The organism is Streptomyces sp. NPDC041129 (assembly GCF_055592265.1).
The window spans coordinates 776,843-801,621 of record NZ_JBVIYV010000002.1 but is presented as its reverse complement, the minus strand read 5'-3'; the positions used below and the strand labels follow the sequence as shown (position 1 = coordinate 801,621).

The window sequence follows — 24,779 nt, the reverse complement described above, 5'->3', positions numbered from 1 at the left end:
GAAGGCACCGCACCGGTGTCCCAGCGACCGATCGAGGCGACCGCCATGACGGACAACATCACCAGCGTCGGCGGAGGCGGCCGGCCCGAGGCGGGCGTGAGCGCGCTCAAGGGCCGCACCGGGCCGGGGGCTCCGGCCGAGACACGGGGGAAGACCACCATCGCGGACGGTGTGGTGGCCAAGATCGCGGGTATGGCGGCCCGCGAGGTACCGGGCATCTACAGCCTGGGGGCGGGGATGGCCCGCGCCTTCGGCGCCATGCGGGAACGCGTTCCCGGCGCAGGCGGAGGCGGGGCCGTCACGCGAGGAGTGAAGGTCGAGGTCGGCGAGCGGCAGGCCGCGGTGGACCTGGACGTCGTCGTCGAGTACGGCGTCTCCATCGTCGACGTCGCCGGCGACGTGCGCACCAATGTCATCAGCGCCGTGGAGCGGATGACGAGCCTGGAGGTCGTCGAGGTGAACATCGCCGTCGGCGACGTCCACCTGCCCGACGAGGAGGAAGAGGCCGAACCGGACGTGGGCCGCGTGAGGTGATCCACCGCCGCGCCCTGAGCGGGCGCGGGCGATCGCGCGCACGGTGACGTGCGTACGCGGGACGGGAGTGCGAGATGAACACAGCGACGACGGGCCTCGCAGCCGGCATGGCCCTGGGCTTCGCCGGCTACTTCGGCGGCTTCTGGGCCTTTCTTCTGGTGCTCGTCCTGGGCGCGGCGGGGCTGATCGTCGGCCTCGTCGTCCAGGGCGACCTCGACCTGCGGACACGGAGGCAGCGGTGAGGACCCGGCCCGCTCCCCCGGGCGAGGGCTCGAACCCGCCGGCGCCGGCCGCCGGGCTGCCGCCCCCGGCCGAGCGGGGCGCCACCGTCATCCCGGACAGGGTGGTCGCCCGTATCGCCGCCCAGGCCGCACGCGCGGCCCAGTCCCGGCGTGCCGCCGTCCCGCCCGATCGAGGCGCCCCGGCGGCGCCTGATGCCTCCGCCGCGGTCCGTACCGGATCGGTGCGCCTGCACCTGACCATGGACCTGCCCTATCCGACCGACGTCCCCCGTGTCTGCGAGCGGATCCGGCAGGACGTCGCCGAACAGGTCGCCCAGCTGACCGGCCTGCGGGTGGGAGAAGTCCTCCTCACCGTCCGGCGGCTGGTGACCGTTGCCGACGCGGGCCGGGGGCGGGTCCGGTGAGCGGCCGCACGGACCGGGTCGCCGGGCACGCCGTGCGGGAAGGGCGATCGCGATGACACCCGATCCCGGCCCCTTGGGCCGCGCCTCCGCATCGTCCGCGCACCGTGGCGCCGTGCCGCTGACGAAGGAGTCCGACCCGCCCGAGCGCGACATGTCCATCTCCGACCTTCCACCTGGTGCGCGCGACAGCGGGCGCCGGACCCGCCGCGCGTGGTCCGCGCGTCGCATCACGGCGGCGCTGGTCGCCGCGGTGATCCTCGTGGCCGCGGCCGCGGCGCTGGTCGACGTCGTCGCCGTACGGGCGGGACGTCCGGCGGCGGCCTGGCGACGGCATCTGGCCGACGAACTGGCCACCCGCCCGGTGGACGACGTGTGGATGCTGACGGGAGCCGCCGTGGCCGCGGCCGTCGGCGTCTGGCTGATCGTCCTGGCTCTCACCCCAGGTCAGCGCCGCTGGCTGCCGCTGCGCTCCCCCGCCGGCTGCCCGCGCCTGCGGGCCTTCCTGGACCGCGACGGCGCGGCCGTCCTGCTGCGTGACGCCGCGATGCGGGTTCCCGGAGTCGGCGCGGCGCGTGTCCTCGTAGGACGCCACCGCATCAAGGCCCGCGCGGACGTCCGCTTCCGCGACCCCCGGCGGGTGAAGGACGACCTCACCGCCGTCCTCGGCGAGGAACGCGGCCGGCTGGCCCTCGCTCGTCCTCCCCGCATCGTCGTACGGGTGCGGCAACGCACCGGCTGACCGACAACCGGACCACCGGGAGCCCGCCATGACGCCGCGATCCGCACTCAACCGCACTCTGCTGGCCCTCGCAGGCCTCGTCCTGCTGGGCGGCGGGCTGCTCATCCTCTTCGCCGGACTCGACCTCTACCGGCGACACGACCTGATCCCGCCCACGGGCTGGCCCCTGACCACCCCGGCCGACGTCCTGCTCGGCTCAGCCGACCGGGCCCGCTGGAGCAGCCAGGGCTGGTGGTGGCCGGCGGTCATCGCCGCCCTCGTCCTCGCCGTCCTGCTCGCCCTGTGGTGGCTGCTCGCCCAGCTGAGCCGACGCCGCCCCGGCTCCCTGCCCGTCGGCGGCACACCCCCGCAGGAGGGCGTAGAACTTCGCGACCGCGCCCTCGGTGACGCGATCGCGGCCGAGGCGGGTGCCCTGCCAGGTGTCGACCATGCGGCCGTACACATCACCGGCCGACCGGCCCACCACCGCACCCGCATCAGGCTCACCCTCGCCCCCGAGGGCACGCCCGGCGCCACTCTCGGTGCCCTCTGCGAAGGCCCGCTCAGCACGGCGCGACGGTCCACCGGCCTCACCGACATGCCCACCGAGGTCCGCCTACAAGTCAGCCGCCACGGACCACACCGCGTCGAGTAAGGAGGAGATCAGCCCGTTCCCGCCGACGCCCGTGCGGCCCATCGCAGTTCGCGGGGGCGCCGGCACCACTCCCCGAAGGAGAGATCATGATCATCCTGGGCGTCATTCTGCTCGTCGTCGGCTTCCTCACCGGCCTGTCCATCCTGTGGACCATCGGAATCATCCTGCTGGTCATAGGAGCCATCCTGTGGATCCTCGGCGCGATGGGACACGCCGTCGCCGGTCGACGCCACTACTGGTGATCGATGTCGGGTCCCGCCCGCGACCGAGATGTCAGCCCGGCGGAGACGGTGTGCCGCCGGCAGTGGTGAGGTCGATGAGGATCTGTTCGGCCTCGGTGACGTTGTCGGCCCTGACGCCCCTGGCCATCGCGGCACGTGCCGCATCGGGCGGGGTGTCCGGCGGGACCACCAGCAGGGAGAAGTGGTCCCGCTCGCCTCGGGTGACAAGGATGGTGTCGTCACCGACCGGGAAGTAGTCGATGTGCACGACGCGGCCGTCGACCATCAGCCGGGCCGGCAGTCCGTCCCAGGCGCCGGTGTCCAGACCGACGCGGGTGACGGGGCCGAGGTGCTGGGTCAGCGCGGTGATGAGCGGGGGCAGTTCGGCGGCGATGTCCCGGGACCGCGGCCACCAGGCACCGTCCAGGATTCCCTCCCGCGCGTGTGTCGTCTCCAGCCTCAGCAGGGCCGTTCCGGGTCTCACCGCCTTGTGGACGGCGTCGGGCAGCAGCCCGGAGACCGCGTGGGTGCCGGAGCCGATCATGATGTCGCCCGTCCCTCGCGGGGAGGGGCACTTTCCTCTTCTGTCTCCATCTGTTGGAGCCCCAGGTGCGTCAACGTGATCATCTCGGGCGTGTTGCCCCTCCCCCAGTCGACGACGACCCAGCCTTCGCCCACCAGATACGTACAGGCGGCGGCCAGATCCTGTTCAGGGATGCCGAGGTCGTCGCGGAGCTCCGCCCCGTCGACGCCCAGGAGGCGATTGCCCTCAGCGGCTTGGTACAGAGCCCGCATGATCTTGTCGCGGTACCCCTTCCGCTCACGCAGCATGGCCATGATGTGCTCTCCTCTGCCCCCCTTGTCCGGGCCGAAGTCGATTTCCTCCGCGGTGGCTGTCGCGGTGAGGCGTGTCGGAACGGCGGTGTCCGCCACCGACCGGCGGTGTCTCCGGCTCAGGCGGCGGCCGACCCCCGGCAGGGCGTCGCTGTAGTGGAAGTCAGCCATCCGCTCGTCGTGCTGAGCGTTGAGCCGGTGGATCAGAACGCCTCCGACGGCGATCAGGACGAGCAGCACGGCGAGGGCGATGACAGTCATGCGCCCCTCACCTCCGTCGACGGGCCGCGGGGCGCCCTGCCGAGCCGGGACGACGGCGGACCCGCTCCGCCGTCGGTCTCCCATGCCTCTTCCCCGCATCGGGCACTGATCCCGTCTGCTGGTTCCTCCCGGCCCGGGGCATCGACGCCGTCGCCTGCCATCAGGTGCCCGGCTGCCTCCGCCCGGGTCTCCGGCGGAATCACCAGGACGTCTCGGCGGCCATCCGGTAGGGAGAGGGTCAGCCTGTGCGGATCCTGAGCCTCGGTGGAGCAGTCCACCCGCACGCTGCGCCCGGCGACGGACACCCAGTGCGGGATGACGGGCCAGTAGGCCGGGTGCACGGTGACACCTGTGATGCGGCCCCAGTGTTCGCCCAGCGCGGCCGTCAGGGTGGGCAGTTCACGGGTGAGGGCACGGGAGCGAGGCCACCACATGCCGTCCAGGCCGCCCGGCGCGGGCGTCAGGGACAGCCGCGCCGGCGACGACGGCGCGCGCCTGCTCGATGTCGTACGGTCAATGGTCACGGGCATGACGCGGACCTGTCCCCGGGCTCGAGGGTGCGGCCCGGCGTTGTCGATCACCGGAAACGGCACCCGCGGCGGAGCCGGCACGCGAAGAACTCCCGGTGCCTTCACACTACTCCGCCCACGGCCCGAAAAGCCGGGGTTGACCAGGTATTTTCCAGCATTCGGCGGCTGGTCGCCGGTGCCCGGCATCGGACCGGTCAGAGCCAGTCCTTGCGCTTGAACGCCGCATACAGCAGTGCGGACAGGATCACGATGACGGCCGCGGAGGTGATGAATCCGGACTGGCGGCCGAAACCCGGGTAGGGGAGATTCTGTCCGTAGTAGCCGGTGATCGCGGTGGGTACGGCGATGATCGCTGCCCAGCTCGTCACCTTCTTCATGATCAGGTTCATGCTGTTGGCCTGGACCGAGAGGTTCGTCTCCATGACCGAGGCCACCAGGTCCCGCAGCGATTCCGTCCATTCGGTGGCACGCAGCACGTGGTCGTAGACGTCCTGGTAGTACGGGACGAGAGGGTCGGCGATCACGTGCAGGCCGGGGCGCATGAGGGTGTTGACCACCTCGCGCATCGGGAGTACGACGCGGCGCAACTGGACGAGCGACTTGCGCAGCGCGAACGCCCGGCGTTGCACGGCTTCGATCTCCCGGCGCCCGGCCACGAAGAGCAGACCCTCCAGCTCCTCGATGCCATCGTCCAGGCGCTGGACCGCGGCGAAGTGACCGTCCACCAGATGGTCGAGCAGGCCGTGCAGCAGGAATCCGACGCCGTGGCCGGTCAGGTCCGGGCTCTCGTCCCAGCGGGCGACGACGTCCTCGATGTCGAGACCGTCGTCCTTACGGACGGTGATCATTGCCTGGCCGGTGAGGAATACGGCGATCTCGCTGTACGTCAGTTCCGCACCGTCCGGGTTGACGGTCACGGCATAGGCGCTGAGGAACTCATGGGTGCGATAGCGGTCGAGTTTCGGCCGCTGCCCATGCTGTGCGGCATCCTCCAGAGCCAGTTCATGGATGCCGAACTCCTGGCCGAGCATGGCGAAATCGGCGGTTCCGGGCCGGTACAGGTCCAGCCACAGGACCGATGCCGGATCGGCCAGATGCACGGAGGCGTCACTGGCGGGAAAGTCTTCCAGGACGAGAGTGCCGTCGTGATACAGCCGGGTGCGCGTCACCATGGCCCGAGGCTAGTCCGTCGTGCCTCGATCACTCCGCTTCGTTCGCTTCGTCCGCTTCATCCATTTTGTCAGCGCGGCAGACTCTGAAGATCACCGGTGGTCGGCGCACCCCGTCAAGGTCCGCCTCCCCGTACCCGCGACTCTTGTGAGCCGATCGCGCGGTCAGACCGCCGGTGGCGGATCCTCGCCGAAGACCCAGGGCGCCAGCACGACCTGCCAGCCGTCCGGGTCCTCGAAGAGGACGGCACCGCGTTCGGTCCAGTAGGGGTTGGCCGCGGGGACCGGGCTGTGGCCGTGCCCGGCCAGCCGGTCGGCGGCGACGGTGACGGCCTCGGGGCCGCGCAGGTAGAGCACGAGCTGGTTCTCGGGGTGCGGCTCGGGGATGCGGGGCGGATCTCCGTGCTGGAGGAGTTCCATGTGCACGGGGGTGCCGGGCAGCCCGAGGACGATGCCGTCGTAGCCCGCGTGGCCGCGCCACTGGGCGAGCACGGGCAGGCCGAGGACGTCGCGGTAGAAGACCACGACGTCGTCGTAGTGCGCGGTCGGCCGGGCGAACCGGACCGCTCCCACATCGAGGTGACCGGGCCAGGAGTGCGTCATGGGACGAGGCTGGCACACGCCGGCGGAAGACGGATCGGGCCGCGGACCTACAGCGGGAGACCGATGCCGCCGGGCGGGCGCACCATGAACACGTCGACCGGGTCCTGGGATTCCATGACGAAACCGTGGCGCTCGTAGAGCCTGCGGGCGGCGCTGCCCTGCAGGACGTTCAGGGCGACGGTCGCCCCCTCGGCGTCGGCGCGCTCCAGCACGGTGCGCAGGACGGCGGAGCCCAGCCCCCGGCCCTGGAGGTGCCGGGCGAGGTAGAAGTGCTCCAGCCACTGCCTGTCCCCGGCGGCGGGCCGGACCGTGACGCAGCCGGCGAGTTCGCCGCCGCTCAGGACCACCGACGTGTACCGGGTGGAGAAGGAGTCCCGCAGCCGCTGCCGGACCCGGTGCTCGTCGTAGCGTCCGAGGCGCTCCAGGTCCGGGCGCATCACCTCGGCCCGCAGCTCGGCGATCGTCTCGACGTCCGCGGTCGTCGCGGATCGCATCGACCAGTCCGTGGCACGCGCCTCCCCCGCCGTGTCCGCCCGCCGCCCCTCCTCCGCCGTGTACGCCCGCCGGCCGCTCTCTGTCACCCCGGTGTTCATGGCTGGAGTATCGCAGTCGCGCCGTGCCAAGCTGTCGGGGTGAGCCTGGAGGACCTGGTACGGCTGCGGCGGGTGCGCGACCGCATGGACCGCGAGTACGCCGAGCCGCTCGACATGACCGAGCTGGCCCGTGGCGCCCACATGTCGCCCGGCCATTTCCAGCGCAGCTTCCGCAAGGCGTACGGGGAGACGCCGTACAGCTATCTGATGACCCGCCGGGTGGAGCGGGCCAAGGCGCTGCTGCGGCGCGGCGATCTGACGGTGACCGAGGTGTGCTTCGCCGTCGGCTGCACCTCCCTCGGTTCCTTCAGCTCCCGGTTCACCGAGCTGGTCGGCCAGACGCCGAGCGCCTACCGGGCCGGCTCCCACGAGGAGAGCGCGGTGATCCCGTCCTGCGTGGCCCGCTCGTTCACCCGGCCGCGCCGCCGGCCGTACTGAACGGCGCAGGCCCGCAGGTCGGCGTCACTTCGGCCGGGACTTCCGCGCACAGGGGTCCGGCTGGGCCTAGCGTGAGGCCATGGACCTGAAACTCAAGCAGTGCTTCATCGCCGTGGACGACCACGACAAGGCGCTCCACTTCTACTGTGACGTGCTCGGCATGGAGGTCCGCAACGACGTGGGCTTCGAGGGGATGCGGTGGGTCACCGTGGGTTCCCCGTTGCAGCCGGACGTGGAGATCGTGCTGGAGCCGCCGGGCGCGAGCCCGGACATCTCCCGGGCCGACAAGCAGGCGATCGCCGAACTGCTCGCCAAGGGGCTGCTGCGCGGCGTCATCTTCACCACCGCGGACTGCGACGCGCTGTACGAGCGGGTCCGGGAGGCCGGCGGCGATGTGCTGCAGGAGCCGACGGACCAGCCGTACGGGGTGCGGGACTGCGCGTTCCGGGACCCGGCCGGGAACATGCTGCGGTTCCTCCAGCGGCCCTCGGACCCGGCCCCGGGCCGCTGGCCCGTGGACCCGGAGGCGGGCTGAAATCCCCCCGCTCGCCGGGGCCGTCACCCTACGATCCCGGTCATGGACACGATCCGCTGGACGTACGCCTTCGCCGACCGCCCCCTCGGCCGCCTCGCCGAGGCCCATGCCTTCTGGACGGCCGTCACGGCCACCCGGCTCTCCGGATTCCGGGGCGAGCGGCAGGAGTTCGTCACCCTGCTGCCGGACGGCGCCGATCCCTGCCTGAAGCTGCAAGGGGTCCTGGACGGGGACGGCGGGGCCCATCTCGACTTCTTCGTCGACGACGTGCGGGCGTTCATGGCGACGGCCGCCGGACTCGGCGCGGCGACGGTCGCCGATCACTCGGACTGGGCCGTGCTGCGCTCGCCGGGCGGGCAGCCGTTCTGTGCCGGGGTCTGGCAGGGAGAGAAGGTGCGGCCGCCAGTGGTCGGAGGCAGCCGTCTGGACCAGGTGTGCCTGGACATCCCGCCCTCCGGGTACGACGCCGAGAGCGCCTTCTGGGCCGCGCTGACCGGCTGGGACCTGCTGGCGGGGTCAAGGCCGGAGTTCCGGGTGCTCAGGCCGCCGGCCGGTCAGCCGGTGCGGATCCTGCTCCAGCGGCTCGACGACGACCGTCCGGCCTCCGCCCACCTGGACCTCGCCTGCGCGGACATCGCGGCGGTCCGGACTCGGCACGAGCGGCTGGGCGCCACCCACGTCCAGAGCGGGCCGCACTGGACGGTGATGCGCGACCCGGCAGGCGGCACCTACTGCCTGACCGGCCGCGACCCCGGCACGGGCGAGCTGCCGACGGCGGTCAGGGAGCCGTAGTCGAGTACGCGCGGACGAACCTCGTCGCGCCCCGCGACGGCTCCTGAACGGGCTCCGGGGCCGGCGGGGCCAGGCCCCCACGGCCCGGCGCCACCAGCGGCGCCGGCGCTCACTCCCCTGCCCGGTCAGCCCCAGGGCTCGACGTCCACCACGGCGTCGACCGGAACGGGCCCGTACACGTGAGGGAACTCCTCGCCGTTCGGCGGCATGGCCTCGTACCTCACCGGGACGCCGAGCCGGGCCGGGTCCACGACCAGCACGACCAGCTCGTCCGGGCCCTCGTACTCGCCGTACAGGAAGGCCGCGATGCGCGGGAGCTGCTCGCGGGTGGAGAAGTGGACGAACCCCTCCTCCTGGAGGGTGCGGCCACGGGTGGACACCTCGTAGGTGCCGTGTGCGCGGGCCTCGTCCCACAGTGCGCGTTCGGTGATGTGGACGATGTGCGGAAGCTTCGGCATGCGGTCACGCTACGGCTTCGGCCGGGCCGCGCGCACCGGGAAGGCAGCCGGTGCACAGAACTCGGCGCGGGCTCAGGGCTGACGCGCTGTGGTCCCACCGGGCCGCGAGGTCTCGGTCCCGGTGTCCGGGGCGGCCGGTACGGCTGGCTCGGCGTGCTCCGCGCGGGACGCGCAGTCGGGGTTGCGACAGGGGCCGGGGCCCCACTTCGGCACCCACGCGCCCAGCGTCTTGTGCCGGCCGACGACCGTTTCGACGAGCTGTCCGCAGACGGGACAGACACTGTTCCCACTGCCCATGCCCTCAGGGTAGGACGGGCGGAGGCTCAGCGCTCCCTGCGGTACGTCCGCACGATCACCCCGTTGCCGAAGGTTCGCGACGAGTCCAGGGCGAACTGTGTGATCCGCGAGCCGGTGCCGAACATCGGCATGCCGGCGCCGTAGACGATCGGGTAGCTCTTGACGACGAGTTCGTCGATCTCCTCGAGCAGGGTTCCGGCGAGCCGCGAGCCTCCGCACAGGTAGATGTCCAGGCCGCCCTGCTCCGCCTTCAGTTCGCGCACGCGGCCGACCACGTCGTCGGCGACGATCTCGACGTTCGGATCGGGCGAGGCGCCGAGGGTGCGCGAGGCGACGAACTCGCGCAGATGGGCGTAAGGGCTGGTGATGCCCTCCTTCAGCGCCAGCTCATAGCTGCCGCGGCCCTGGATGACCGTGTCGAACCGCCGGTTCTCCAGGTGGTCGAGGCCGAGGTGCGCCCCGGCGTGACTGGCCAGGGTCTCCGGGAACTGCGCCCGGAGGAAGTCGAGATACTCCTCGTCGAGGAAGCGGAGCATCGCGGTGGCGTCGCCCTGTTCGTCACCGATGAAGCCGTCGAGGGAGCAGGCGACGAAGTACGTGAGCTTTCGCAAGCGGGTCTCTTTCCATAGGCTGCGGAGCGGCGGGATGACCACTTCGCTTGTAGTGCTTCATTTGTAGTACTCCACCCGTAGTGGTTGCAAGGTGTTTCCGGGACGGGATCGTGTCCGGGATCAAGTGAGAGAAGGGGTTCCGCATGGCGGGCAATCCGGAGCGGCGTGCGGCGCTGGTGGACGCCGGCATCGCCGTACTGGCGCGGGAGGGCGCGCGCGGGCTGACGTTCCGCGCGGTGGACGGCGAGGCGGGCGTGCCCACCGGCACCGCCTCCAACTACTTCACCGGCCGTGACGACCTGCTCCGCCAGATCGACGCCCGGCTGCACGTGCGGCTCGCGCCGGACCCGAAGGTGCTGGAGGCGCTGCTGAAGGGCCCCCGCGACCGCGCCTTGGTCACGGCGTTCATGCGGGACCTCATGGAGCGCGCGATACGTGACCGCACCGGCTACCTGGCCCTGTTCGAGATGCGCCTCGAGGCCACCCGACGCCCCGAACTGCGGGCCTCCTTCACCGCTTCGCTGCGCGGCGACCTGGAGCAGGGCATGCAGTTCCACCGCGCGGCCGGCCTGCCCGGCGGTGACGAGACCGTCGCCGTGCTCTACCTGGCGATGCTCGGTCTCCTGCTGGAACACCTCACCCTCCCCGGCGTCCTGGACGGAGCCCTGGAGGGCGTGACCGTGCCGGAGGGCCTGGTCGAGAGGATCGTGCGGACGGTCGTACCGGAGGCGTAGCGCCCGGCGGGTCTCCCGGCCGAAGGCGGGGAGCGGGCCGCTCACGGACAAGCGGCGGGTCCCGCGCACGGTGGGGGTGCGCGGGACCCGCCCATGGCCGGAGCCCCGGTGACCGTGCGGGGTCAGGAGCCGCACGGCCCCGGTGACTCCGGGGTCCTCGGCCGGCCGTCGGACGTCGGCCGGCTCAGCCGGTGCGCCGGGTGACGAACTCGGCGAGGGCCAGCAGACCGCCCGCCGTCTCCGGTGCGGGGACGGCTCGGGCCAGTTCCTGCACCGCCCGGGCCATCCGGTCGGCCGCCTCGGCCTGCGCCCAGTCCCGGCCGCCGGCCCGTTCGACCGCCAGGGCCGTACGCGCGATCTCCCCGCCGTCCCCGTCCTCCCCCTCGGCGTACGGCTTCCCGTACAGCGCGGCGAGTTCGGCTCCCGCCGGGGTGCCGGAGGTCAGAGCCGCCACCACCGGCAGGGACTTCTTGCGGGCGGCGAGATCCGCACCGGCCGGCTTGCCGGTGCGCAGCGGGTCGCCCCATATGCCGATCACGTCGTCGATGAGCTGGAAGGCGAGGCCGGCCTGGCGCCCGAAGCCGTCCAGCGCCGCAACGTCCTCCTCCCCGGCGCCCGCGTACAGCGCACCGAGCGCACAGGCGCAGCCCAGCAGCGCGCCGGTCTTCGCCTCGGCCATGGCGAGCACCTCGTCCAGGGTCACCTCCTCGGGAGCGCGCCCCTCCAGTGCCGTGTCGGTGTGCTGTCCGGCACACAGCTCCACGACACAGTCGGCGAGCCGGGCGACGGCCGGTCCGGAGACCGGGTGCGGGTCCGCGGCGAGCAACCGCAGGGCCAGCGCCTGCAGCGCGTCCCCGGCGAGGATCGCGTCGGCGTCGCCGAACACGGTCCAGACCGTGGGCCGGTGTCTTCGGGTGGTGTCCCGGTCCATGACGTCGTCGTGCAACAACGTGAAGTTGTGGACCAGTTCGACTGCCACGGCCGCCCGTACCGCCGCCGCCCCGGCTCTCGGGCCGCCGAGCGCCGTGGCCGCGGCGAGGACGAGCGCCGGCCTGATCGCCTTGCCCGCGTTGCCCGCCGCCTCGGTGCCGTCCGCGTGCTCCCAGCCGAAGTGATAGCGGGCGATCCGGCGCATGGAACCGGGTAACGAGTCGACCGCGGCGCGCAGTTCCGGGTCCACGACGGCCCGGGTGCGCTCCAGCAGCACCGCCGCCTCCTGCAAGTCCGGCGGGCCGGCCGCGGCGCCACCGGTGGACTCGTGCGGCTCACGCGGTCCGGGTGCGCGCCGTCTGGTCTCCGTCATGAAATCGGCCATGGCTCCCCCTCGCGATGCCCGCGGACGGCGGCGCCTGCGCCCCGGGTGAACGCACACCCCGAGGATGTACCCGCCCAGGAGGGCGGGGACACGGCGGCGCGGTGCGCGGATGTCACCTCCACCGGCCGATCTCCACGTTCTCCAGCACGCCGAGCGCGTCGGGCACCAGGACAGCGGCGGAGTAGTACGCCGTCACCAGGTACTTGATGACCGCCTGTTCGTTGATGCCCATGAACCGGACGGACAGGCTCGGCTCGATCTCGTCCGGGATGCCGGACTGCCTCAGACCGACGACGCCCTGGTCGGCCTCGCCGGTACGCATGGCGATGATCGAGGTCGTGCGCTCCGCGGTGACGGGGATCTTGCTGCACGGGTAGATCGGCACACCACGCCAGGTGGGGATGCGGTTGCCGCCGATGTCGATGGTCTCCGGGACCAGTCCGCGCTTGTTCAGCTCACGCCCGAACGCGGCGATCGCGCGCGGGTGGGCGAGGAACAGCTTGGTGCCCCGCCGGCGGCTGAGCAGCTCGTCCATGTCGTCCGGGCCGGGTACGCCGTCGTGCGGCTGGATCCGCTGGTCGTACTCGCAGTTGTGCAGCAGCCCGAAGTCCCGGTTGTTGACCAGCTCGTGCTCCTGACGCTCCTTCAGCGCCTCGACCGTCAGCCGCAACTGCTGCTCGGTCTGGTTCATCGGCTGGTTGTACAGGTCGGCCACGCGTGAGTGGATGCGCAGCACGGTCTGGGCGATGCTCAGTTCGTACTCGCGCGGCCGGGCCTCGTAGTCGACGAAGGTGTGCGGGATGTCCGGCTCGCCGCTGTGGCCGGCCGCCAGCTCGACCTCCTTCTCGCCGAACTTGTTGGTCCGCTGCTCGGGGATGGAACGCAGCCGCCGGAGGTGCTCGCGCAGCGAGTCGGAGCGCTCTGCGACCTGCTCGAAGTCCTCACGGCCGAGGGCCAGCACCGTGCACGCGGTGTCCGCTCGGGCGGTGTACTCCCAGATGGAGTCCGGGTCCAGCAGCGCCGCCTCGCCGAAGTAGGCCCCGTCGGCGAGGACGCCGAGGACCGCGTCGTCGCCGTACGGACCCGAGCCGATCTTCTCGACCCGGCCGTGGGCCAGCAGGTAGACCTTCTCGGTCCGGGCGCCGAAGGAGGCGATGACCTCTCCGGGCGCGAAGTTCCGCTGGCGGCAGCGCCGGGCCAGCTCGGTGAGCACCTCGTCGTCCTCGTACGACCGCAGCGCCGGCAGCTCGCCGAGTTCGGCCGGGACGACCTCCACCTGGTCCCCGGTCTTCACGAAGGTGATGCGGCCGTCGCCGACGGCGTACGTCAGCCGCCGGTTCACCCGGTACGTGCCACCCTGGACGTCCACCCAGGGCAGCGTGCGCAGCAGCCAGCGGGAGCTGATCTCCTGCATCTGCGGAACGGACTTGGTGGTGGTGGCCAGGTTCCGCGCCGCCGCCGTGCCGAGAGACTGCTGCGGCTTGCCCTGCTCCGTGCGGACCTCTTCGCCTACCGACATATGGGGATGCCCTCTCATGTATGCCCGGCGCCGAATCGCACACCGGTCTCACGAGCAAGCTTCCATCACATAACGTGGCCGTGCCATTACCCGAAAGAGCGGGAATGGATCATCGCACTACTGGGCAGAAAGTGGGATCTTGCCGGCACCGCCCCGGATGCGCCGCCTGTCCGGATCGGCTCGCACGGTGTGCGAACGAGGTAGTCCGGGACGTCCGGTTTCGGTAGAAGCAGCGGTACGAGTGGGCCGCGACCGGCGGCCGACCGGGCACAGCACGAAGGAGGCGGTCATGGCCCCACCCATGTCCGCGAGCGCGTTTCTGGCCGCTCTGCGAGCGGAGGGCGCGACGGTCGTCGAGGTCGGCGACTGGCGGCACCACAACCGCAACCACAAGGGTCCCTGGGGCCCGGTCCACGGCGTGATGATCCACCACACGGTGACCCGGGGCAGCGCCCGCACCGTCGAGATCTGCCGCGACGGGCACGAGGCGCTTCCCGGCCCGTTGTGCCAGGGAGTGATCACCAAGGACGGCGGGATCCACCTGGTCGGCTACGGCCGCGCCAACCACGCCGGGCTCGGCGACGACGAGGTGCTGCGGGCCGTGATCGCGGAGAAGCGGCTGCCGCCGGACAACGAGGCGAACACCGACGGCAACCGGCACTTCTACGGCTTCGAGTGCGAGAACCTGGGCGACGGCGACGACCCGTGGCCCGAGGCGCAGCTGGACGCGATCGCACGGGCCGCGGCGGCCGTGTGCCGCCACCACGGCTGGACGGAACGGTCTGTCATCGGCCACCTGGAGTGGCAGCCGGGCAAGGTGGACCCGCGCGGCTTCTCGATGGCGTGGCTGCGGGAACGGGTGAGGGATCGCCTGAAGACGTAGCCGGCCGCGGCCGTCGCCGGGCGACAATGAGGGCGTGACCAGCACCGACCCGCTCACCCCGCGCCTTCCTTCGCCCCTGCAGGAGGTACGGGACGACCGGTTCGGCCGGCGCGGCCTGCGCCTGCTCCTCAAGCGGGACGATCTGATCCACCCGGAGCTGATCGGCAACAAGTGGCGCAAACTGGCCCCGAACATCGAGGCGGCACGGGGCCGGGCGCTGGTCACGTTCGGCGGGGCCTACTCCAACCATCTGCGCGCCACGGCGGCGGCGGGCCGGCTGCTGGGGCTGCCGACCACCGGCGTGGTCCGGGGTCAGGAGCTGGCCGGACGGCCGCTCAACCCGTCGCTGGCCCGGTGCGCGGCCGACGGCATGCGACTGCATTTCATCGACAGATCGACATACCGGCACAAGCACGAACCGGAGACCCGGGCCGCGATCCTGCGGGCCGCCGGCGCCGAGCACGCGTACGTCGTCCCCGAGGGGGGCAGCAACGCCGCGGCCGTGCGCGGCTGCCGCGGCCTGGGCGAGGAGCTGGGCGGTCACACCGGTGTCGTCGCGGTGGCCTGCGGCACCGGCGGCACGCTCGCCGGACTCGCCGCCGGACTGCCCCCCGGCAGCCGGGCGCTCGGCATACCGGTGCTCAAGGGCGGCTTCCTGGCCGCCGACGTGCAGGCCCTGCAGGAAGGCGCCTTCGGCGCCCGCAGCGGGAGCTGGTCCGTGGACGACCGCTTCCACTTCGGCGGCTACGCCCGCACGACGCCCGCGCTCGACGCCTTCGCACTGGACTTCGAGCAGCGGCATTCCCTGCCCGTGGAGCGTCTTTATGTCGCCAAGATGCTCTACGGACTCGTCTCCCTGGCCGAGGAGGGTGCCTTCGCGCGCGGGACGACGGTCACGGCGGTGGTCACCGGGCGGCCCTTCCCCTAGGAAGCCCCCCGATCCGGGCCCCGGGAGTCCCGCACGATCCGGTCGAGGCGCCCTAGGCGGCCTCCCGGTAGGCGGCCGCCTCCTCCAGGTCGAGTCTGCGCAGCAACGCGCGGAGCATCTCGTCGTCGATGTAGCGGTGGTCACGGAGCCTGACGAACACCTCGCGCTCGGCGCTGATCATGTCGCGGGACAGGCGGCGGTAGGTGTCGTCGACGGACTCACCGGTGACCGGGTTGACCTGGCCGAGCCGCTCCCAGACGGCGTTGCGGCGGCGCTCCAGCACCGAGCGCAGGCGGTCGGCGAGCGGCGGCGGCAGGGCGTTGCGTTCGTCCGAGAGGAGTTCCTCGAGGCGGCTCTCCGCGGCCCGGGAGGCCTGCGCCTGGGCGTTGGCCTCGGCCAGCGTCTCGGCCCGCTGGTCGCGGCTGGGGAATTTCAGCAGGCGGATCAGCGGCGGCAGGGTCACCCCCTGGAGGACCAGCGTGCCGATGACGGTGGTGAAGGTGAGGAAGAGGATCAGGTTGCGCTGCGGGAAGGGGTGGCCGCCGTGCACGGTCAGCGGGATGGAGAAGGCGATGGCGAGGGAGACCACTCCGCGCATCCCGGCCCACGAGGTGACCATCGCCCCCCGCCAGGTCGGGTTCTCCTCGCGTGTCCTGATCCGCTCCGACAGCAGGCGGGGCAGGAAGGCCGCCGGGTAGACCCAGACGAACCGGGCCAGCACGACGACGACGAAGAGCACGATCGCGTACCAGGCGGCCGTGACGCCCTCGTACTCGCCGAGGCCCTTCAGGACGACCGGGAGCTGGAGGCCGATCAGGGCGAAGACGGCGGACTCCAGGATGAAGGCGACCATCTTCCACACCGCGTCCTCCTGGAGCCGCGTGGCGAAGTCGACCTCCCACGCGCGGTGCCCGAGGTAGAGGGCGACGACCACGACCGCGAGGACGCCGGAGGCGTGCACCTGCTCGGCGACGCTGTAGGCGACGAACGGGATCAGCAGGGACAGCGTGTTCTGCAGCAGCGGCTCCTTCAGGTGCGTGCGCAGCCAGTGCAGGGGCGCCATGAGCAGGAGGCCGACGCCGACACCGCCGACGGCCGCGATCAGGAACTCCTCGATGCCGCCCGCCCAGGTGGCGCCCTCGCCGATGGCGGCGGCCAGCGCCACCTTGTAGGCGGTGATCGCCGTGGCGTCGTTCAGCAGGGACTCCCCCTGCAGGATCGTGGTGATCCGGGACGGCAGCCCGACCCGGCGGGCGACCGCCGTGGCGGCGACCGCGTCGGGCGGCGCCACCACAGCGCCCAGCACCAGGGCGGCGGGCAGCGGCATCCCGGGGATGACCAGGTAGGCGGCCCAGCCGACGACGACGGTCGCGAACAGCACGTACCCCACCGACAGCAGCGCCACCGGCCTGAGCTGGGCCCGCAGGTCGAGGTAGGAGCTGTCGCTCGCCGAGGTGTACAGCAGCGGGGGCAGCACGAGCGGCAGGACCACCTCCGGGTCGAGCCGGTAGTCCGGCACGCCGGGGATGTACGAGACCGCCAGGCCGACCGCGACCAGCAGCAGTGGCGCCGGCAGCGGGGTACGCCGGGCCGCCCCCGCGACCGCGGCACTCCCCGCCACCAGCAGGAGCAGCGGCATCACGTCCATGGTCCTCGCCCACCCTCGTTTTTCCGCGCGGCCACCCGCACACCCGTCGTAACCTGGCAATCATGAAACAGTGCACGCACTCCGACGCGCTGCCGCACCCTCAACCCGAGCCGCTCAGCGAGACGTGCCCGGAGTGTCTCGCGCAGGGCACGCATCCGGTCCAGCTGCGGCTCTGCCTGACCTGTGGCCACGTCGGCTGCTGCGACTCCTCGCCGGGACGGCACGCCACGGGGCACCACACGGAGACGGGCCACCCGGTGATGCGGACCTTCGAGCCCGGCGAGGACTGGCGCTGGTGCTTCATCGACCACGTACTCGTGTGACACTTCAGGGAGCGGTCACCGCCGACGGTTCGGGCGTGTGACGCCGGGGTACGTCAACCCGGCGCGCGCTCTTCCCATTTGGGCCCGCAGACCCTCTAGACACGGAGCGTATCCGCAGCTTTACTGTGAGTGACGCCAGGGGGTTGGGGCCCCGGGGACAGAAACGTTCGGAGCGCGATAGCGTCACCGCGGAACCACGTATGCGTTACCCCGGGGGGCGACCCTCGGCCCCGTAAAGCTTGTACCACCATGGAGGTGAGGGTGTCCCAGATCGCAGGCGAGCCCGCGACCCAGGACTTCGTGGAAGTCCGGCTGCCGGCTGCGGGTGCCTACCTTTCGGTGCTGCGGACGGCCACGGCCGGTCTGGCGGCCCGCTTGGACTTCACCCTGGACGAGATCGAGGACCTGCGGATCGCCGTGGACGAGGCCTGCGCGATCCTGCTGCAGCAGGCCGTGCCCGGCTCCGTACTCAGCTGTGTCTTCCGGCTCGTCGACGACTCGCTCGAGGTCACGGTGTCGGCGCCGACCACCGACGGCCACGCCCCCTCGCGGGACACCTTCGCCTGGACGGTGCTCTCGGCACTGGCCGGGAAGGTCTCGTCCGCCGTCGACGAGGACAAGACCGTGTCGATCAGCCTCTACAAACAGCGCGGCGCGGGCCCCGGGCCGGCGTGAGGAACGGGGACGGGCCGGTGCGGGACGAAGAGCGCGGCACACGGGAGCTGCCGGCGGAGGGCCAGGGCCCCACGGACGGCGCCCGACGCATGGCGGACGGCATCGACGGCATCCCCGAGCAGGCCAGGCCGCACCCGGAGGACGACTCCGCGGAGGCCGCCGGCGACGGTGCCGTGCAGAGCGCTCCTCCGAAGGCACGCGGCGGATCCGGGTCCGCCGCCCGCGCGGAGGCGAGGGCTCGGGGAAGGGCTACGGGCGGGACGATGAGCGAGCACGAGCGAAACGCGGAGGACGACGCGGTGGGCTCCGAGGCCGTGCACGCCACCCATCACAATCCCCAGGACCGCAGTGGGGCGCGTGCGATGTTCCTCGAACTGCGCCGGCTGAACGCGGGCAGCGCGGAGTACGCGGAGCTGCGCAACCAGCTCGTCCGTATGCATCTGCCGCTCGTCGAGCATCTCGCCCGCCGCTTCCGCAACCGGGGCGAGCCGCTGGACGACCTCACCCAGGTCGCCACGATCGGCCTGATCAAGTCCGTCGACCGCTTCGACCCGGAACGTGGCGTGGAGTTCTCCACGTACGCCACCCCGACCGTCGTCGGCGAAATCAAGCGGCACTTCCGCGACAAGGGCTGGGCGGTCCGGGTGCCGCGCCGGCTGCAGGAGCTGCGCCTGGCGCTGACGACGGCCACGGCCGAGCTGTCCCAGCTGCACGGCCGCTCGCCCACCGTGCACGAGCTGGCCGAGAAGCTGGCCATCTCCGAGGAGGAGGTCCTGGAGGGGCTGGAGTCCGCCAACGCGTACTCCACGCTGTCGCTGGACGTCCCCGACACCGACGACGAGTCCCCCGCGGTGGCCGACACCCTCGGCGCCGAGGACGAGGCTCTGGAGGGCGTGGAGTACCGGGAGTCCCTCAAGCCCCTGCTGGAGGACCTGCCGCCCCGCGAGAAGCGGATCCTGCTGCTGCGTTTCTTCGGGAACATGACCCAGTCGCAGATCGCGCAGGAGGTCGGCATCTCCCAGATGCACGTCTCCCGGCTGCTGGCCCGCACCCTGGCCCAGCTGCGGGAGAAGCTGCTGGTGGAGGAGTGACCGGTCCGGAGCGGACCGTCTACTCGGCCCGGCCCGGCCCCTTGATCCCGAGTGCCCGGGTCGTCGCGGGGCTCACCAGGAGCACCAGGGCGGCGACCGCCACGACGGCCAGGGCGATACCACCCGGAATGGCCATGCTGTCGGCCTGGAGCAGGTTGTAGGCCACCGGCAGGGCCATCAGCTGGGTGATCACCGCCGGCCCGCGGCTCCAGCCGCGCCGCAGCAGCAGGCCTCGCGCGGCGAGCAGCGGCAGCAGCGCCAGTACCAGCAGGGTGATCCCGCCGGTCACCGCCTGCTGACGGTCGTCCGGGTCTCCGGTGAGCCCGAGGACCAGGATCCACACGCCGCCGATCACGAGGGCGGCCCCCTCCAGCGCGGTCAGCGCCGCCGCGTACGTCAGCCGGCGCGGGCGCGGCTCGGGAGTCGCGGGGGCTTCGGCGGTGTCCGGGGCGGAATTCTGCTCACTGCTCACCCCTGAAGGGTATCCGCCGGCCGCCCCGGGCAGCCGTGGGGAGGGGCCGTTCGCGACCGCCGTACGGAGGCCCGCGTGGGCAGGCTCACGCCCCTCCTCTTACCGGATCCCTACCTCGGTCTGGGCCGGGTACCCCCCAGTAGGTACGCTGCCATGCATGCGTGCACTTCTCGTGGTCAATCCGGCGGCAACCACCACAAGCGCACGCAGGCGTGACGTCCTGATCCACGCGCTGGCGAGCGAGATGAAGCTCGAGGCGGTCACCACCGAGTACCGCGGCCACGCCCGCGACCTGGGCCGGCAGGCCGCGCAGAGCTCGGACATCGACATGGTCGTGGCCCTCGGTGGCGACGGCACCGTCAACGAGGTGGTCAACGGCCTGCTGCACGAGGGCCCCGACCCGGACCGGCTGCCCGGTCTCGCCGTGGTGCCGGGCGGCTCCACCAACGTCTTCGCCCGCGCGCTCGGTCTGCCCAACGATCCGGTCGAGGCCACCGGCGCCCTGCTGGACGCCCTGCGCGAGAACAGCCAGCGGGTCGTCGGCCTGGGCCTGACCTCGGGCACGCCCGGCACCGAGGACGAGTCGGTGCCGGCGCGCTGGTTCACCTTCAACGCGGGGCTGGGCTTCGACGCGGGCGTGGTCGGCCGGGTGGAACAGCAGCGCGAGCGCGGGAAGAAGTCGACGCACGCGCTGTACGTGCGTCAGGTGATGCGCCAGTTCCTCGGCGAGCAGCACCGCCGGCACGGCACGATCACGCTCGAACGGGCCGGCGCGGACCCGGTCGCCGATCTCGTGGTCGCCATAGCCTCGAACACGTCCCCGTGGACGTATCTCGGCAATCGCCCGATGTACACGTCACCTAAGGCCTCGTTCGACACGGGCCTCGACGTACTCGGTCTCAGCCGCCTGTCCACGGCAGCGGTTGCCCGGTATGGCACCCAGTTGCTCACTTCGTCCCCCGAGCGGGGACCTCATGGGAAGCATGCCGTCTCACTCCATGATCTGGACCGGTTCACCTTGCATTCGAAGGTGCCGCTGCCCCTTCAGATGGACGGTGACCACCTGGGGCTGCGTACGAGCGTGACGTTCACAGGCGTACGCCGCGCACTGCGTGTGATTGTGTGAGCGGAAGACGCAAAAGTCCTTTCACTCGAACGTTTAGGCCAGGATCCACCCCATGGAAGTACGGCTGTGACCCAGTCGACACCGAGGAATCAAAAAAAACTTTCCGGAAGGGGTTGTATCCGCCGCTGAGGTTTGCGAGTCTCTACGTGGCGATCGGGACGGCCCGCAGGAACGGCCTCCACTGATCACCGGAACCCCTCTTCAAACCACAGGACCACGCCGGGGAAGACTCGGCGATCGGCCCTTCACTTGTTGAGGGATTCGTGAAAGCGTTCACATTCACAAGCAACTTGCACGTAATACCAAGGAGAGGTAGCAGCCATGGACTGGCGTCACAACGCCGTTTGCCGCGAGGAAGACCCCGAGCTCTTCTTCCCCATCGGCAACACCGGTCCTGCGCTGCTGCAGATCGAGGAAGCCAAGGCCGTCTGCCGTCGCTGCCCGGTTATCGAGCAGTGCCTGCAGTGGGCGCTCGAGTCCGGTCAGGACTCCGGCGTCTGGGGTGGTCTCAGCGAGGACGAGCGCCGCGCCATGAAGCGCCGCGCCGCCCGCAACCGGGCCCGTCAGGCCTCCGCCTGACGTCCCACCCCTGCTGACAGCCTGAGCTTGGCGGCGCGTACACCGCGTACGCATCTCCCGCCCCCGAGCCGCAGCGCGCAGTACCCCCGATGCGCATAGCTTCGAGCTTTAGCCCCGGATCACCAAGTGGTCCGGGGCTCAATGCTGTTCGGGCCCGGGCGGGCTCACTTCTGCGCGCGCACCGGGATGTCGAGGATCACCCGGGTCCCCCGCTCCGGCGCCGGGACCATGTCGAAGGTGCCGCCCAACTCGCCCTCCACCAGAGTCCGTACGATCTGCAGGCCGAGGTTGCCCGAGCGGTGCGGGTCGAATCCCTCGGGCAGGCCGACGCCGTCGTCCTGGACGGTGACCAGCAGACGGGCCTCCTTGGAGGTGCCGCCACGGACCGCGGAGACCTCGACCGAGCCGGTGTCGCCCTCACGGAAGCCGTGTTCGAGGGCGTTCTGCAGCACCTCGGTGAGCACCATCGACAGCGGGGTGGCGACCTCGGCGTCGAGTATGCCGAATCGCCCGCTGCGCCGGCCGGCCACCTTGCCCGGTGAGATCTCGGCGACCATCGCGAGCACACGGTCGGCGATGTCGTCGAACTCCACGCGCTCGTCGAGGTTCTGGGAGAGCGTCTCGTGCACGATCGCGATCGAGCCGACCCGGCGGACGGCCTCCTCCAGGGCTTCCCGGCCACGGTCGGAACCGATGCGCCGGGCCTGCAGCCTGAGCAGGGCCGCGACGGTCTGCAGGTTGTTCTTCACCCGGTGGTGGATCTCCCGGATCGTCGCGTCCTTGGTGATCAACTCACGCTCGCGGCGCCGGAGTTCGGTGACGTCCCGGCACAGCACCAGCGAACCGATGCGGGTGCCCTTGGGTTTGAGCGGAATGGCCCGGAATTGGATGACCCCGTCGTTCGCCTCGATCTCGAACTCACGCGGCGCCCAGCCGCTCGCCACCTTGGCGAGCGCCTCGTCCACCGGACCCCGGCTGGGCGCGAGTTCGGCGGTGGTCCGGCCCAGGTGGTGACCGACCAGGTCGGCGGCGAGGCCGAGCCGGTGATAGGCGGACAGGGCGTTCGGTGAGGCGTACTGGACGGTGCCGTCCGCGTCCAGCCGGATCAGTCCGTCGCCGACCCGCGGCGAGGCGTCCATGTCGACCTGCTGGTCGGGGAAGGGGAAGGAGCCGGCCGCGATCATCTGCGCGAGGTCCGAGGCGCTCTGCAGATAGGTCAGCTCCAGCCGGCTCGGGGTGCGGACGGTGAGCAGGTTGGTGTTGCGGGCGATGACGCCGAGGACGCGGCCGGAGCGCCGCACGGGGATGGACTCGACCCGGACGGGAACCTCCTCGCGCCACTCCGGGTCGCCCTCGCGCACGATCCGGCCCTCGTCCAGCGCAGCGTCCAGCATGGGCCGCCGGCCGCGCGGGACCAGATGGCCGACCATGTCGTCCTGATACGAGGTCGGACCGGTGTTGGGGCGCATCTGGGCGACCGAGACGTAACGGGTGCCGTCACTGGTCGGGACCCACAGGACCAGGTCGGCGAAGGAGAGGTCGGAGAGCAGTTGCCACTCCGAGACCAGCAGGTGGAGCCACTCGAGGTCGGAGTCGTCGAGGGCCGTGTGCTGGCGTACGAGTTCGTTCATGGAGGGCACGCTGCGAGCGTACCCGGGGCCGCACGGGTGACCGAAAAACACCCGCGGGCCGCGGCGCCTGGAAGGGACCCTCAACCCTTCCGGCACCGCAGCCCGGAGCATCATCGGCCGCGGGGTGTGCGGTCCCGTCCGGCCGAAGTCCGAGGAGCCGGGGCAGTCAGGGCAGAGAGCTCCGGGTCCTCGGTCCGTCTTCCTGTGCGGGGAAGACGGAAGCTGTGCATTTTTCCCTAGGGAATCCCTTTACGCATTGTGGACTAGACCACGAGGGCGTGTCCATGCGCGCGCGGGCACGCGTTGAGACGGCACGCGATGCCACGCAGCCTAGCCCGCCCGGCTCAGCCGCGGGGCCAGATGGCCATGGCAATTTCGGCGAGCGCCTCCAGCTCCGTCCGGTCCGCGCCGTCCCGGGCCTGCTGGGACATGCCGTGGAGCACCGCGGTCGCATGCCGGGCGAGGGCCGCGGCGTCCGTACCGGCGGGCAGCAGGCCGGCCGCCACGTCGGCCCGGATCCGGGAGTCCAGGGCGGCCAGGGACGCGTCGCGCCGGTCCCGCAGCAGCCGCTCGACCTCGGGGCTCGTGCAGTTGGTGGCCGCGTGCGCGACCAGGCAGCCGCGGGGGTGCTCGGGGTCGGTGTACCGGGCGGCGGCCTCGCGCAGCGTGCGCTCGACGGCGGCCCGGGCGGTGGGCTCCTCGGCGAGGGCCCGGTCGGCGAAGGCGCCGTGGGTACCGGTGTAGACCCGGACGACCTCCTCGAACAGGGTCCGCTTGTCCCCGAAGGCCGCGTAGAGGCTCGGGGCGCCGATGCCCATGATCCGTGTGAGGTCGGAGACCGAGGTCGCCTCGTAGCCGTGCTGCCAGAAGGCCGTCAGCGCCTTCTCCAGGGCGGTCGTCCGGTCGAAGGAGCGCGGGCGCCCACGCGATCTCGACGGCCTGGCCTGCGCGTTCGTCTCCCGAGCGGTCACCATGGACCGCATTCTATAGCGACCCCTAGAGAAATGTCCGGCCCGCGTAGTACAGTTTTAATGTAGCGATCACTAGAAAACGACGGCGAGCGGCTCACGACCCCCTGCCCTCGGCCGTCCATTCTGTTAGATTGGTCTAAACCACATGGCAGGTTTCCCAGACTTCAAGCCCTCTTGAGAACGGCAGGCCCAGCGTGGAAGTTGTCATCGTTCCGGACGCCGCGGCGGGCGGCGAGCTGATCGCCGAGGCCATGGCCGAGCTGCTGCGACGCAAGCCCGACGCGCTGCTCGGTGTGGCCACGGGTTCCACTCCGCTGCCCATCTACCAGGCACTGGCCCGCAAGTGGCGCTCCGGTGCGGTGGACACCTCCGGGGCGCGCATAGCCCAGCTCGACGAATACGTGGGACTGCCCGCCGACCATCCCGAGTCCTACCGCTCGGTGCTGCGCCGGGAGGTGCTGGAGCCGCTCGGCATCGGGATGGAGGCCTTCATCGGACCGGACGGCACCGCCGAGGACGTCCAGGCGGCCTGCGAGGCCTACGACCGCGCGCTCACCGAGGCCGGCGGGGTCGACCTGCAGCTCCTCGGGATCGGGACGGACGGACACATAGGGTTCAACGAGCCGTGCTCCTCGCTCGCCTCGCGCACCCGGATCAAGACGCTGACCGAGCAGACCCGGATCGACAACGCGCGCTTCTTCGACGGTGACATCGATCAGGTGCCGCACCACGTGATCACCCAGGGCATCGGCACCATCCTGGAAGCCCGCCACCTGGTGCTTCTCGCCACCGGCGAGGGCAAGGCGGACGCGGTCGCCGCCACCGTCGAGGGGCCGGTCGCGGCCGTCTGCCCGGCCTCGGCGCTCCAGCTGCACCCGCACGCCACGGTGGTCGTCGACGAGGCCGCCGCGTCCAAGCTCAAGCTGGCCGACTACTTCCGCCACACCTACGCCAACAAGCCGGACTGGCAGGGCATATAGGAGACGTCC

The 24,779-nt window shown here is 71.5% G+C and carries 32 protein-coding genes; 18 read left to right on the top strand and 14 right to left on the bottom strand.

Annotated features, from left to right (window positions below):
- Nucleotides 1–45 precede the first annotated feature (45 nt).
- From ACZ6B1_RS11885 to ACZ6B1_RS11860, 6 genes are all read left to right on the top strand, one after another.
- Nucleotides 46–534 (top strand): Asp23/Gls24 family envelope stress response protein, encoded by a 489-nt coding sequence (locus ACZ6B1_RS11885; protein WP_468777505.1) that lies wholly within the window; start codon nucleotides 46–48, stop codon nucleotides 532–534.
- A gap of 74 nt (nucleotides 535–608) precedes the next feature.
- Nucleotides 609–776, top strand: a complete 168-nt coding sequence (locus tag ACZ6B1_RS11880) for a hypothetical protein (protein WP_030645371.1) — start codon at nucleotides 609–611, stop codon at nucleotides 774–776.
- The gene (locus ACZ6B1_RS11875) at nucleotides 773–1,180 is read left to right on the top strand and encodes an Asp23/Gls24 family envelope stress response protein (RefSeq protein ID WP_468777182.1); all 408 of its coding nucleotides are present in this window, start codon (nucleotides 773–775) and stop codon (nucleotides 1,178–1,180) included. The genes ACZ6B1_RS11880 and ACZ6B1_RS11875 overlap by 4 nt, the downstream gene beginning before the upstream one ends.
- Before the next feature lie 112 nt (nucleotides 1,181–1,292).
- Entirely contained in the window at nucleotides 1,293–1,919 is a 627-nt protein-coding gene (locus ACZ6B1_RS11870) for a DUF6286 domain-containing protein (protein ID WP_468777181.1), read from the top strand.
- A gap of 28 nt (nucleotides 1,920–1,947) precedes the next feature.
- Nucleotides 1,948–2,553 carry an alkaline shock response membrane anchor protein AmaP gene (locus tag ACZ6B1_RS11865; RefSeq protein WP_468777180.1) on the top strand — a complete coding sequence of 202 codons (606 nt, stop codon included), beginning with the start codon at nucleotides 1,948–1,950 and terminating at the stop codon, nucleotides 2,551–2,553.
- Nucleotides 2,554–2,639: 86 nt separating this feature from the next.
- Nucleotides 2,640–2,795 carry a DUF6131 family protein gene (locus ACZ6B1_RS11860; RefSeq protein WP_380970841.1) on the top strand — a complete coding sequence of 52 codons (156 nt, stop codon included), beginning with the start codon at nucleotides 2,640–2,642 and terminating at the stop codon, nucleotides 2,793–2,795.
- 31 nt (nucleotides 2,796–2,826) lie between these two features.
- Here the strand turns inward: ACZ6B1_RS11860 and ACZ6B1_RS11855 are convergent, their stop codons facing one another.
- From ACZ6B1_RS11855 to ACZ6B1_RS11830, 6 genes are all read right to left on the bottom strand, one after another.
- Nucleotides 2,827–3,318, bottom strand: a complete 492-nt coding sequence (locus ACZ6B1_RS11855) for a DUF5994 family protein (protein ID WP_468777179.1) — start codon at nucleotides 3,316–3,318, stop codon at nucleotides 2,827–2,829.
- Complete coding sequence (locus ACZ6B1_RS11850; protein ID WP_468777178.1) at nucleotides 3,315–3,869, bottom strand: hypothetical protein; 555 nt, start codon at nucleotides 3,867–3,869, stop codon at nucleotides 3,315–3,317. Before ACZ6B1_RS11850 ends, ACZ6B1_RS11855 begins: the two co-directional genes overlap by 4 nt.
- Nucleotides 3,866–4,399 carry a DUF5994 family protein gene (locus ACZ6B1_RS11845; protein WP_468777177.1) on the bottom strand — a complete coding sequence of 178 codons (534 nt, stop codon included), beginning with the start codon at nucleotides 4,397–4,399 and terminating at the stop codon, nucleotides 3,866–3,868. Before ACZ6B1_RS11845 ends, ACZ6B1_RS11850 begins: the two co-directional genes overlap by 4 nt.
- Nucleotides 4,400–4,593: 194 nt before the next feature.
- A complete protein-coding gene (locus tag ACZ6B1_RS11840; protein ID WP_468777176.1) occupies nucleotides 4,594–5,571 on the bottom strand; it encodes a magnesium transporter CorA family protein in 978 nt (325 codons plus the stop codon).
- 162 nt (nucleotides 5,572–5,733) lie between these two features.
- Nucleotides 5,734–6,171 carry a VOC family protein gene (locus ACZ6B1_RS11835; protein WP_468777175.1) on the bottom strand — a complete coding sequence of 146 codons (438 nt, stop codon included), beginning with the start codon at nucleotides 6,169–6,171 and terminating at the stop codon, nucleotides 5,734–5,736.
- A gap of 47 nt (nucleotides 6,172–6,218) precedes the next feature.
- On the bottom strand, nucleotides 6,219–6,665 hold the full coding sequence (locus ACZ6B1_RS11830) for a GNAT family N-acetyltransferase (protein ID WP_468777502.1): 447 nt from the start codon (nucleotides 6,663–6,665) through the stop codon (nucleotides 6,219–6,221).
- A 138-nt stretch (nucleotides 6,666–6,803) separates the two neighbouring features.
- Here ACZ6B1_RS11830 and ACZ6B1_RS11825 point away from each other — a divergent pair, with 138 nt between their 5' ends.
- The 3 genes from ACZ6B1_RS11825 to ACZ6B1_RS11815 all read left to right on the top strand — a co-directional run bounded on the left by ACZ6B1_RS11825 (nucleotide 6,804) and on the right by ACZ6B1_RS11815 (nucleotide 8,529).
- A complete protein-coding gene (locus tag ACZ6B1_RS11825; RefSeq protein WP_445049486.1) occupies nucleotides 6,804–7,202 on the top strand; it encodes a helix-turn-helix transcriptional regulator in 399 nt (132 codons plus the stop codon).
- A gap of 79 nt (nucleotides 7,203–7,281) precedes the next feature.
- Nucleotides 7,282–7,737, top strand: a complete 456-nt coding sequence (locus tag ACZ6B1_RS11820) for a VOC family protein (RefSeq protein ID WP_468777174.1) — start codon at nucleotides 7,282–7,284, stop codon at nucleotides 7,735–7,737.
- 42 nt (nucleotides 7,738–7,779) lie between these two features.
- On the top strand, nucleotides 7,780–8,529 hold the full coding sequence (locus ACZ6B1_RS11815) for a VOC family protein (RefSeq protein ID WP_468777173.1): 750 nt from the start codon (nucleotides 7,780–7,782) through the stop codon (nucleotides 8,527–8,529).
- Between the two features lie 125 nt (nucleotides 8,530–8,654).
- On the opposite strand, the gene ACZ6B1_RS11810 is transcribed toward ACZ6B1_RS11815, so the two are convergent.
- On the bottom strand, nucleotides 8,655–8,987 hold the full coding sequence (locus tag ACZ6B1_RS11810) for a DUF952 domain-containing protein (protein WP_468777171.1): 333 nt from the start codon (nucleotides 8,985–8,987) through the stop codon (nucleotides 8,655–8,657).
- 323 nt (nucleotides 8,988–9,310) lie between these two features.
- Nucleotides 9,311–9,895: a dihydrofolate reductase family protein gene (locus ACZ6B1_RS11805; RefSeq protein WP_468777168.1), complete on the bottom strand. Its 585-nt coding sequence runs from the start codon at nucleotides 9,893–9,895 to the stop codon at nucleotides 9,311–9,313.
- Nucleotides 9,896–10,038: 143 nt separating this feature from the next.
- Between ACZ6B1_RS11805 and ACZ6B1_RS11800 the strand changes: the two genes are divergently transcribed.
- A complete protein-coding gene (locus ACZ6B1_RS11800) occupies nucleotides 10,039–10,629 on the top strand; it encodes a TetR/AcrR family transcriptional regulator (protein WP_468777166.1) in 591 nt (196 codons plus the stop codon).
- A gap of 184 nt (nucleotides 10,630–10,813) precedes the next feature.
- Here the strand turns inward: ACZ6B1_RS11800 and ACZ6B1_RS11795 are convergent, their stop codons facing one another.
- Both ACZ6B1_RS11795 and ACZ6B1_RS11790 read right to left on the bottom strand, forming a co-directional pair.
- On the bottom strand, nucleotides 10,814–11,944 hold the full coding sequence (locus tag ACZ6B1_RS11795) for a family 2 encapsulin nanocompartment cargo protein polyprenyl transferase (protein ID WP_468777164.1): 1,131 nt from the start codon (nucleotides 11,942–11,944) through the stop codon (nucleotides 10,814–10,816).
- 112 nt (nucleotides 11,945–12,056) lie between these two features.
- Complete coding sequence (locus ACZ6B1_RS11790) at nucleotides 12,057–13,463, bottom strand: family 2B encapsulin nanocompartment shell protein (RefSeq protein WP_468777162.1); 1,407 nt, start codon at nucleotides 13,461–13,463, stop codon at nucleotides 12,057–12,059.
- Nucleotides 13,464–13,752: 289 nt separating this feature from the next.
- Here ACZ6B1_RS11790 and ACZ6B1_RS11785 point away from each other — a divergent pair, with 289 nt between their 5' ends.
- Nucleotides 13,753–14,346: an N-acetylmuramoyl-L-alanine amidase gene (locus ACZ6B1_RS11785; protein WP_468777160.1), complete on the top strand. Its 594-nt coding sequence runs from the start codon at nucleotides 13,753–13,755 to the stop codon at nucleotides 14,344–14,346.
- A 34-nt stretch (nucleotides 14,347–14,380) separates the two neighbouring features.
- Nucleotides 14,381–15,274 (top strand): 1-aminocyclopropane-1-carboxylate deaminase/D-cysteine desulfhydrase, encoded by an 894-nt coding sequence (locus ACZ6B1_RS11780; protein ID WP_468777158.1) that lies wholly within the window; start codon nucleotides 14,381–14,383, stop codon nucleotides 15,272–15,274.
- A gap of 52 nt (nucleotides 15,275–15,326) precedes the next feature.
- Here the strand turns inward: ACZ6B1_RS11780 and ACZ6B1_RS11775 are convergent, their stop codons facing one another.
- Nucleotides 15,327–16,922 (bottom strand): Na+/H+ antiporter, encoded by a 1,596-nt coding sequence (locus ACZ6B1_RS11775; protein WP_468777157.1) that lies wholly within the window; start codon nucleotides 16,920–16,922, stop codon nucleotides 15,327–15,329.
- A gap of 62 nt (nucleotides 16,923–16,984) precedes the next feature.
- Between ACZ6B1_RS11775 and ACZ6B1_RS11770 the strand changes: the two genes are divergently transcribed.
- From ACZ6B1_RS11770 to ACZ6B1_RS11760, 3 genes are all read left to right on the top strand, one after another.
- Nucleotides 16,985–17,245 (top strand): UBP-type zinc finger domain-containing protein, encoded by a 261-nt coding sequence (locus ACZ6B1_RS11770; protein WP_468777155.1) that lies wholly within the window; start codon nucleotides 16,985–16,987, stop codon nucleotides 17,243–17,245.
- A 261-nt stretch (nucleotides 17,246–17,506) separates the two neighbouring features.
- A complete protein-coding gene (locus ACZ6B1_RS11765) occupies nucleotides 17,507–17,920 on the top strand; it encodes an ATP-binding protein (RefSeq protein WP_004925829.1) in 414 nt (137 codons plus the stop codon).
- Nucleotides 17,921–17,937: 17 nt separating this feature from the next.
- Nucleotides 17,938–19,011 (top strand): RNA polymerase sigma factor SigF, encoded by a 1,074-nt coding sequence (locus tag ACZ6B1_RS11760; RefSeq protein WP_468777153.1) that lies wholly within the window; start codon nucleotides 17,938–17,940, stop codon nucleotides 19,009–19,011.
- A 19-nt stretch (nucleotides 19,012–19,030) separates the two neighbouring features.
- On the opposite strand, the gene ACZ6B1_RS11755 is transcribed toward ACZ6B1_RS11760, so the two are convergent.
- The gene (locus tag ACZ6B1_RS11755) at nucleotides 19,031–19,483 is read right to left on the bottom strand and encodes a hypothetical protein (protein ID WP_468777151.1); all 453 of its coding nucleotides are present in this window, start codon (nucleotides 19,481–19,483) and stop codon (nucleotides 19,031–19,033) included.
- Between the two features lie 157 nt (nucleotides 19,484–19,640).
- Between ACZ6B1_RS11755 and ACZ6B1_RS11750 the strand changes: the two genes are divergently transcribed.
- A complete protein-coding gene (locus tag ACZ6B1_RS11750) occupies nucleotides 19,641–20,609 on the top strand; it encodes a diacylglycerol/lipid kinase family protein (RefSeq protein WP_468777149.1) in 969 nt (322 codons plus the stop codon).
- Between the two features lie 321 nt (nucleotides 20,610–20,930).
- Nucleotides 20,931–21,188, top strand: a complete 258-nt coding sequence (locus tag ACZ6B1_RS11745; RefSeq protein ID WP_003992873.1) for a WhiB family transcriptional regulator — start codon at nucleotides 20,931–20,933, stop codon at nucleotides 21,186–21,188.
- Between the two features lie 164 nt (nucleotides 21,189–21,352).
- On the opposite strand, the gene ACZ6B1_RS11740 is transcribed toward ACZ6B1_RS11745, so the two are convergent.
- Together ACZ6B1_RS11740 and ACZ6B1_RS11735 are read right to left on the bottom strand one after the other, a co-directional pair.
- On the bottom strand, nucleotides 21,353–22,819 hold the full coding sequence (locus tag ACZ6B1_RS11740) for a sensor histidine kinase (RefSeq protein WP_468777500.1): 1,467 nt from the start codon (nucleotides 22,817–22,819) through the stop codon (nucleotides 21,353–21,355).
- 344 nt (nucleotides 22,820–23,163) lie between these two features.
- Nucleotides 23,164–23,793, bottom strand: coding sequence for a TetR/AcrR family transcriptional regulator (locus ACZ6B1_RS11735; protein ID WP_468777147.1), 630 nt, complete (start codon nucleotides 23,791–23,793; stop codon nucleotides 23,164–23,166).
- Between the two features lie 191 nt (nucleotides 23,794–23,984).
- Here ACZ6B1_RS11735 and nagB point away from each other — a divergent pair, with 191 nt between their 5' ends.
- Entirely contained in the window at nucleotides 23,985–24,770 is a 786-nt protein-coding gene (gene nagB / locus ACZ6B1_RS11730; protein WP_468777146.1) for a glucosamine-6-phosphate deaminase, read from the top strand.
- Nucleotides 24,771–24,779 lie beyond the last annotated feature (9 nt).

Coding starts and splice junctions, on each gene's coding strand:
- ACZ6B1_RS11855 (WP_468777179.1), bottom strand. CDS start 3,318: ATGATCGGCTCCGGCACCCACGCGGTCTCCGGGCTGCTGCCCGACGCC.
- ACZ6B1_RS11865 (WP_468777180.1), top strand. CDS start 1,948: ATGACGCCGCGATCCGCACTCAACCGCACTCTGCTGGCCCTCGCAGGC.
- ACZ6B1_RS11840 (WP_468777176.1), bottom strand. CDS start 5,571: ATGGTGACGCGCACCCGGCTGTATCACGACGGCACTCTCGTCCTGGAA.
- ACZ6B1_RS11775 (WP_468777157.1), bottom strand. CDS start 16,922: ATGGACGTGATGCCGCTGCTCCTGCTGGTGGCGGGGAGTGCCGCGGTC.
- ACZ6B1_RS11830 (WP_468777502.1), bottom strand. CDS start 6,665: ATGCGATCCGCGACGACCGCGGACGTCGAGACGATCGCCGAGCTGCGG.
- ACZ6B1_RS11790 (WP_468777162.1), bottom strand. CDS start 13,463: ATGTCGGTAGGCGAAGAGGTCCGCACGGAGCAGGGCAAGCCGCAGCAG.
- ACZ6B1_RS11735 (WP_468777147.1), bottom strand. CDS start 23,793: ATGGTGACCGCTCGGGAGACGAACGCGCAGGCCAGGCCGTCGAGATCG.
- ACZ6B1_RS11820 (WP_468777174.1), top strand. CDS start 7,282: ATGGACCTGAAACTCAAGCAGTGCTTCATCGCCGTGGACGACCACGAC.
- ACZ6B1_RS11795 (WP_468777164.1), bottom strand. CDS start 11,944: ATGGCCGATTTCATGACGGAGACCAGACGGCGCGCACCCGGACCGCGT.
- ACZ6B1_RS11785 (WP_468777160.1), top strand. CDS start 13,753: ATGGCCCCACCCATGTCCGCGAGCGCGTTTCTGGCCGCTCTGCGAGCG.
- ACZ6B1_RS11800 (WP_468777166.1), top strand. CDS start 10,039: ATGGCGGGCAATCCGGAGCGGCGTGCGGCGCTGGTGGACGCCGGCATC.
- ACZ6B1_RS11860 (WP_380970841.1), top strand. CDS start 2,640: ATGATCATCCTGGGCGTCATTCTGCTCGTCGTCGGCTTCCTCACCGGC.
- ACZ6B1_RS11740 (WP_468777500.1), bottom strand. CDS start 22,819: ATGAACGAACTCGTACGCCAGCACACGGCCCTCGACGACTCCGACCTC.
- ACZ6B1_RS11885 (WP_468777505.1), top strand. CDS start 46: ATGACGGACAACATCACCAGCGTCGGCGGAGGCGGCCGGCCCGAGGCG.
- ACZ6B1_RS11845 (WP_468777177.1), bottom strand. CDS start 4,399: ATGCCCGTGACCATTGACCGTACGACATCGAGCAGGCGCGCGCCGTCG.
- ACZ6B1_RS11850 (WP_468777178.1), bottom strand. CDS start 3,869: ATGACTGTCATCGCCCTCGCCGTGCTGCTCGTCCTGATCGCCGTCGGA.
- ACZ6B1_RS11770 (WP_468777155.1), top strand. CDS start 16,985: ATGAAACAGTGCACGCACTCCGACGCGCTGCCGCACCCTCAACCCGAG.
- ACZ6B1_RS11810 (WP_468777171.1), bottom strand. CDS start 8,987: ATGCCGAAGCTTCCGCACATCGTCCACATCACCGAACGCGCACTGTGG.
- ACZ6B1_RS11815 (WP_468777173.1), top strand. CDS start 7,780: ATGGACACGATCCGCTGGACGTACGCCTTCGCCGACCGCCCCCTCGGC.
- ACZ6B1_RS11745 (WP_003992873.1), top strand. CDS start 20,931: ATGGACTGGCGTCACAACGCCGTTTGCCGCGAGGAAGACCCCGAGCTC.
- ACZ6B1_RS11750 (WP_468777149.1), top strand. CDS start 19,641: ATGCGTGCACTTCTCGTGGTCAATCCGGCGGCAACCACCACAAGCGCA.
- ACZ6B1_RS11880 (WP_030645371.1), top strand. CDS start 609: ATGAACACAGCGACGACGGGCCTCGCAGCCGGCATGGCCCTGGGCTTC.
- ACZ6B1_RS11835 (WP_468777175.1), bottom strand. CDS start 6,171: ATGACGCACTCCTGGCCCGGTCACCTCGATGTGGGAGCGGTCCGGTTC.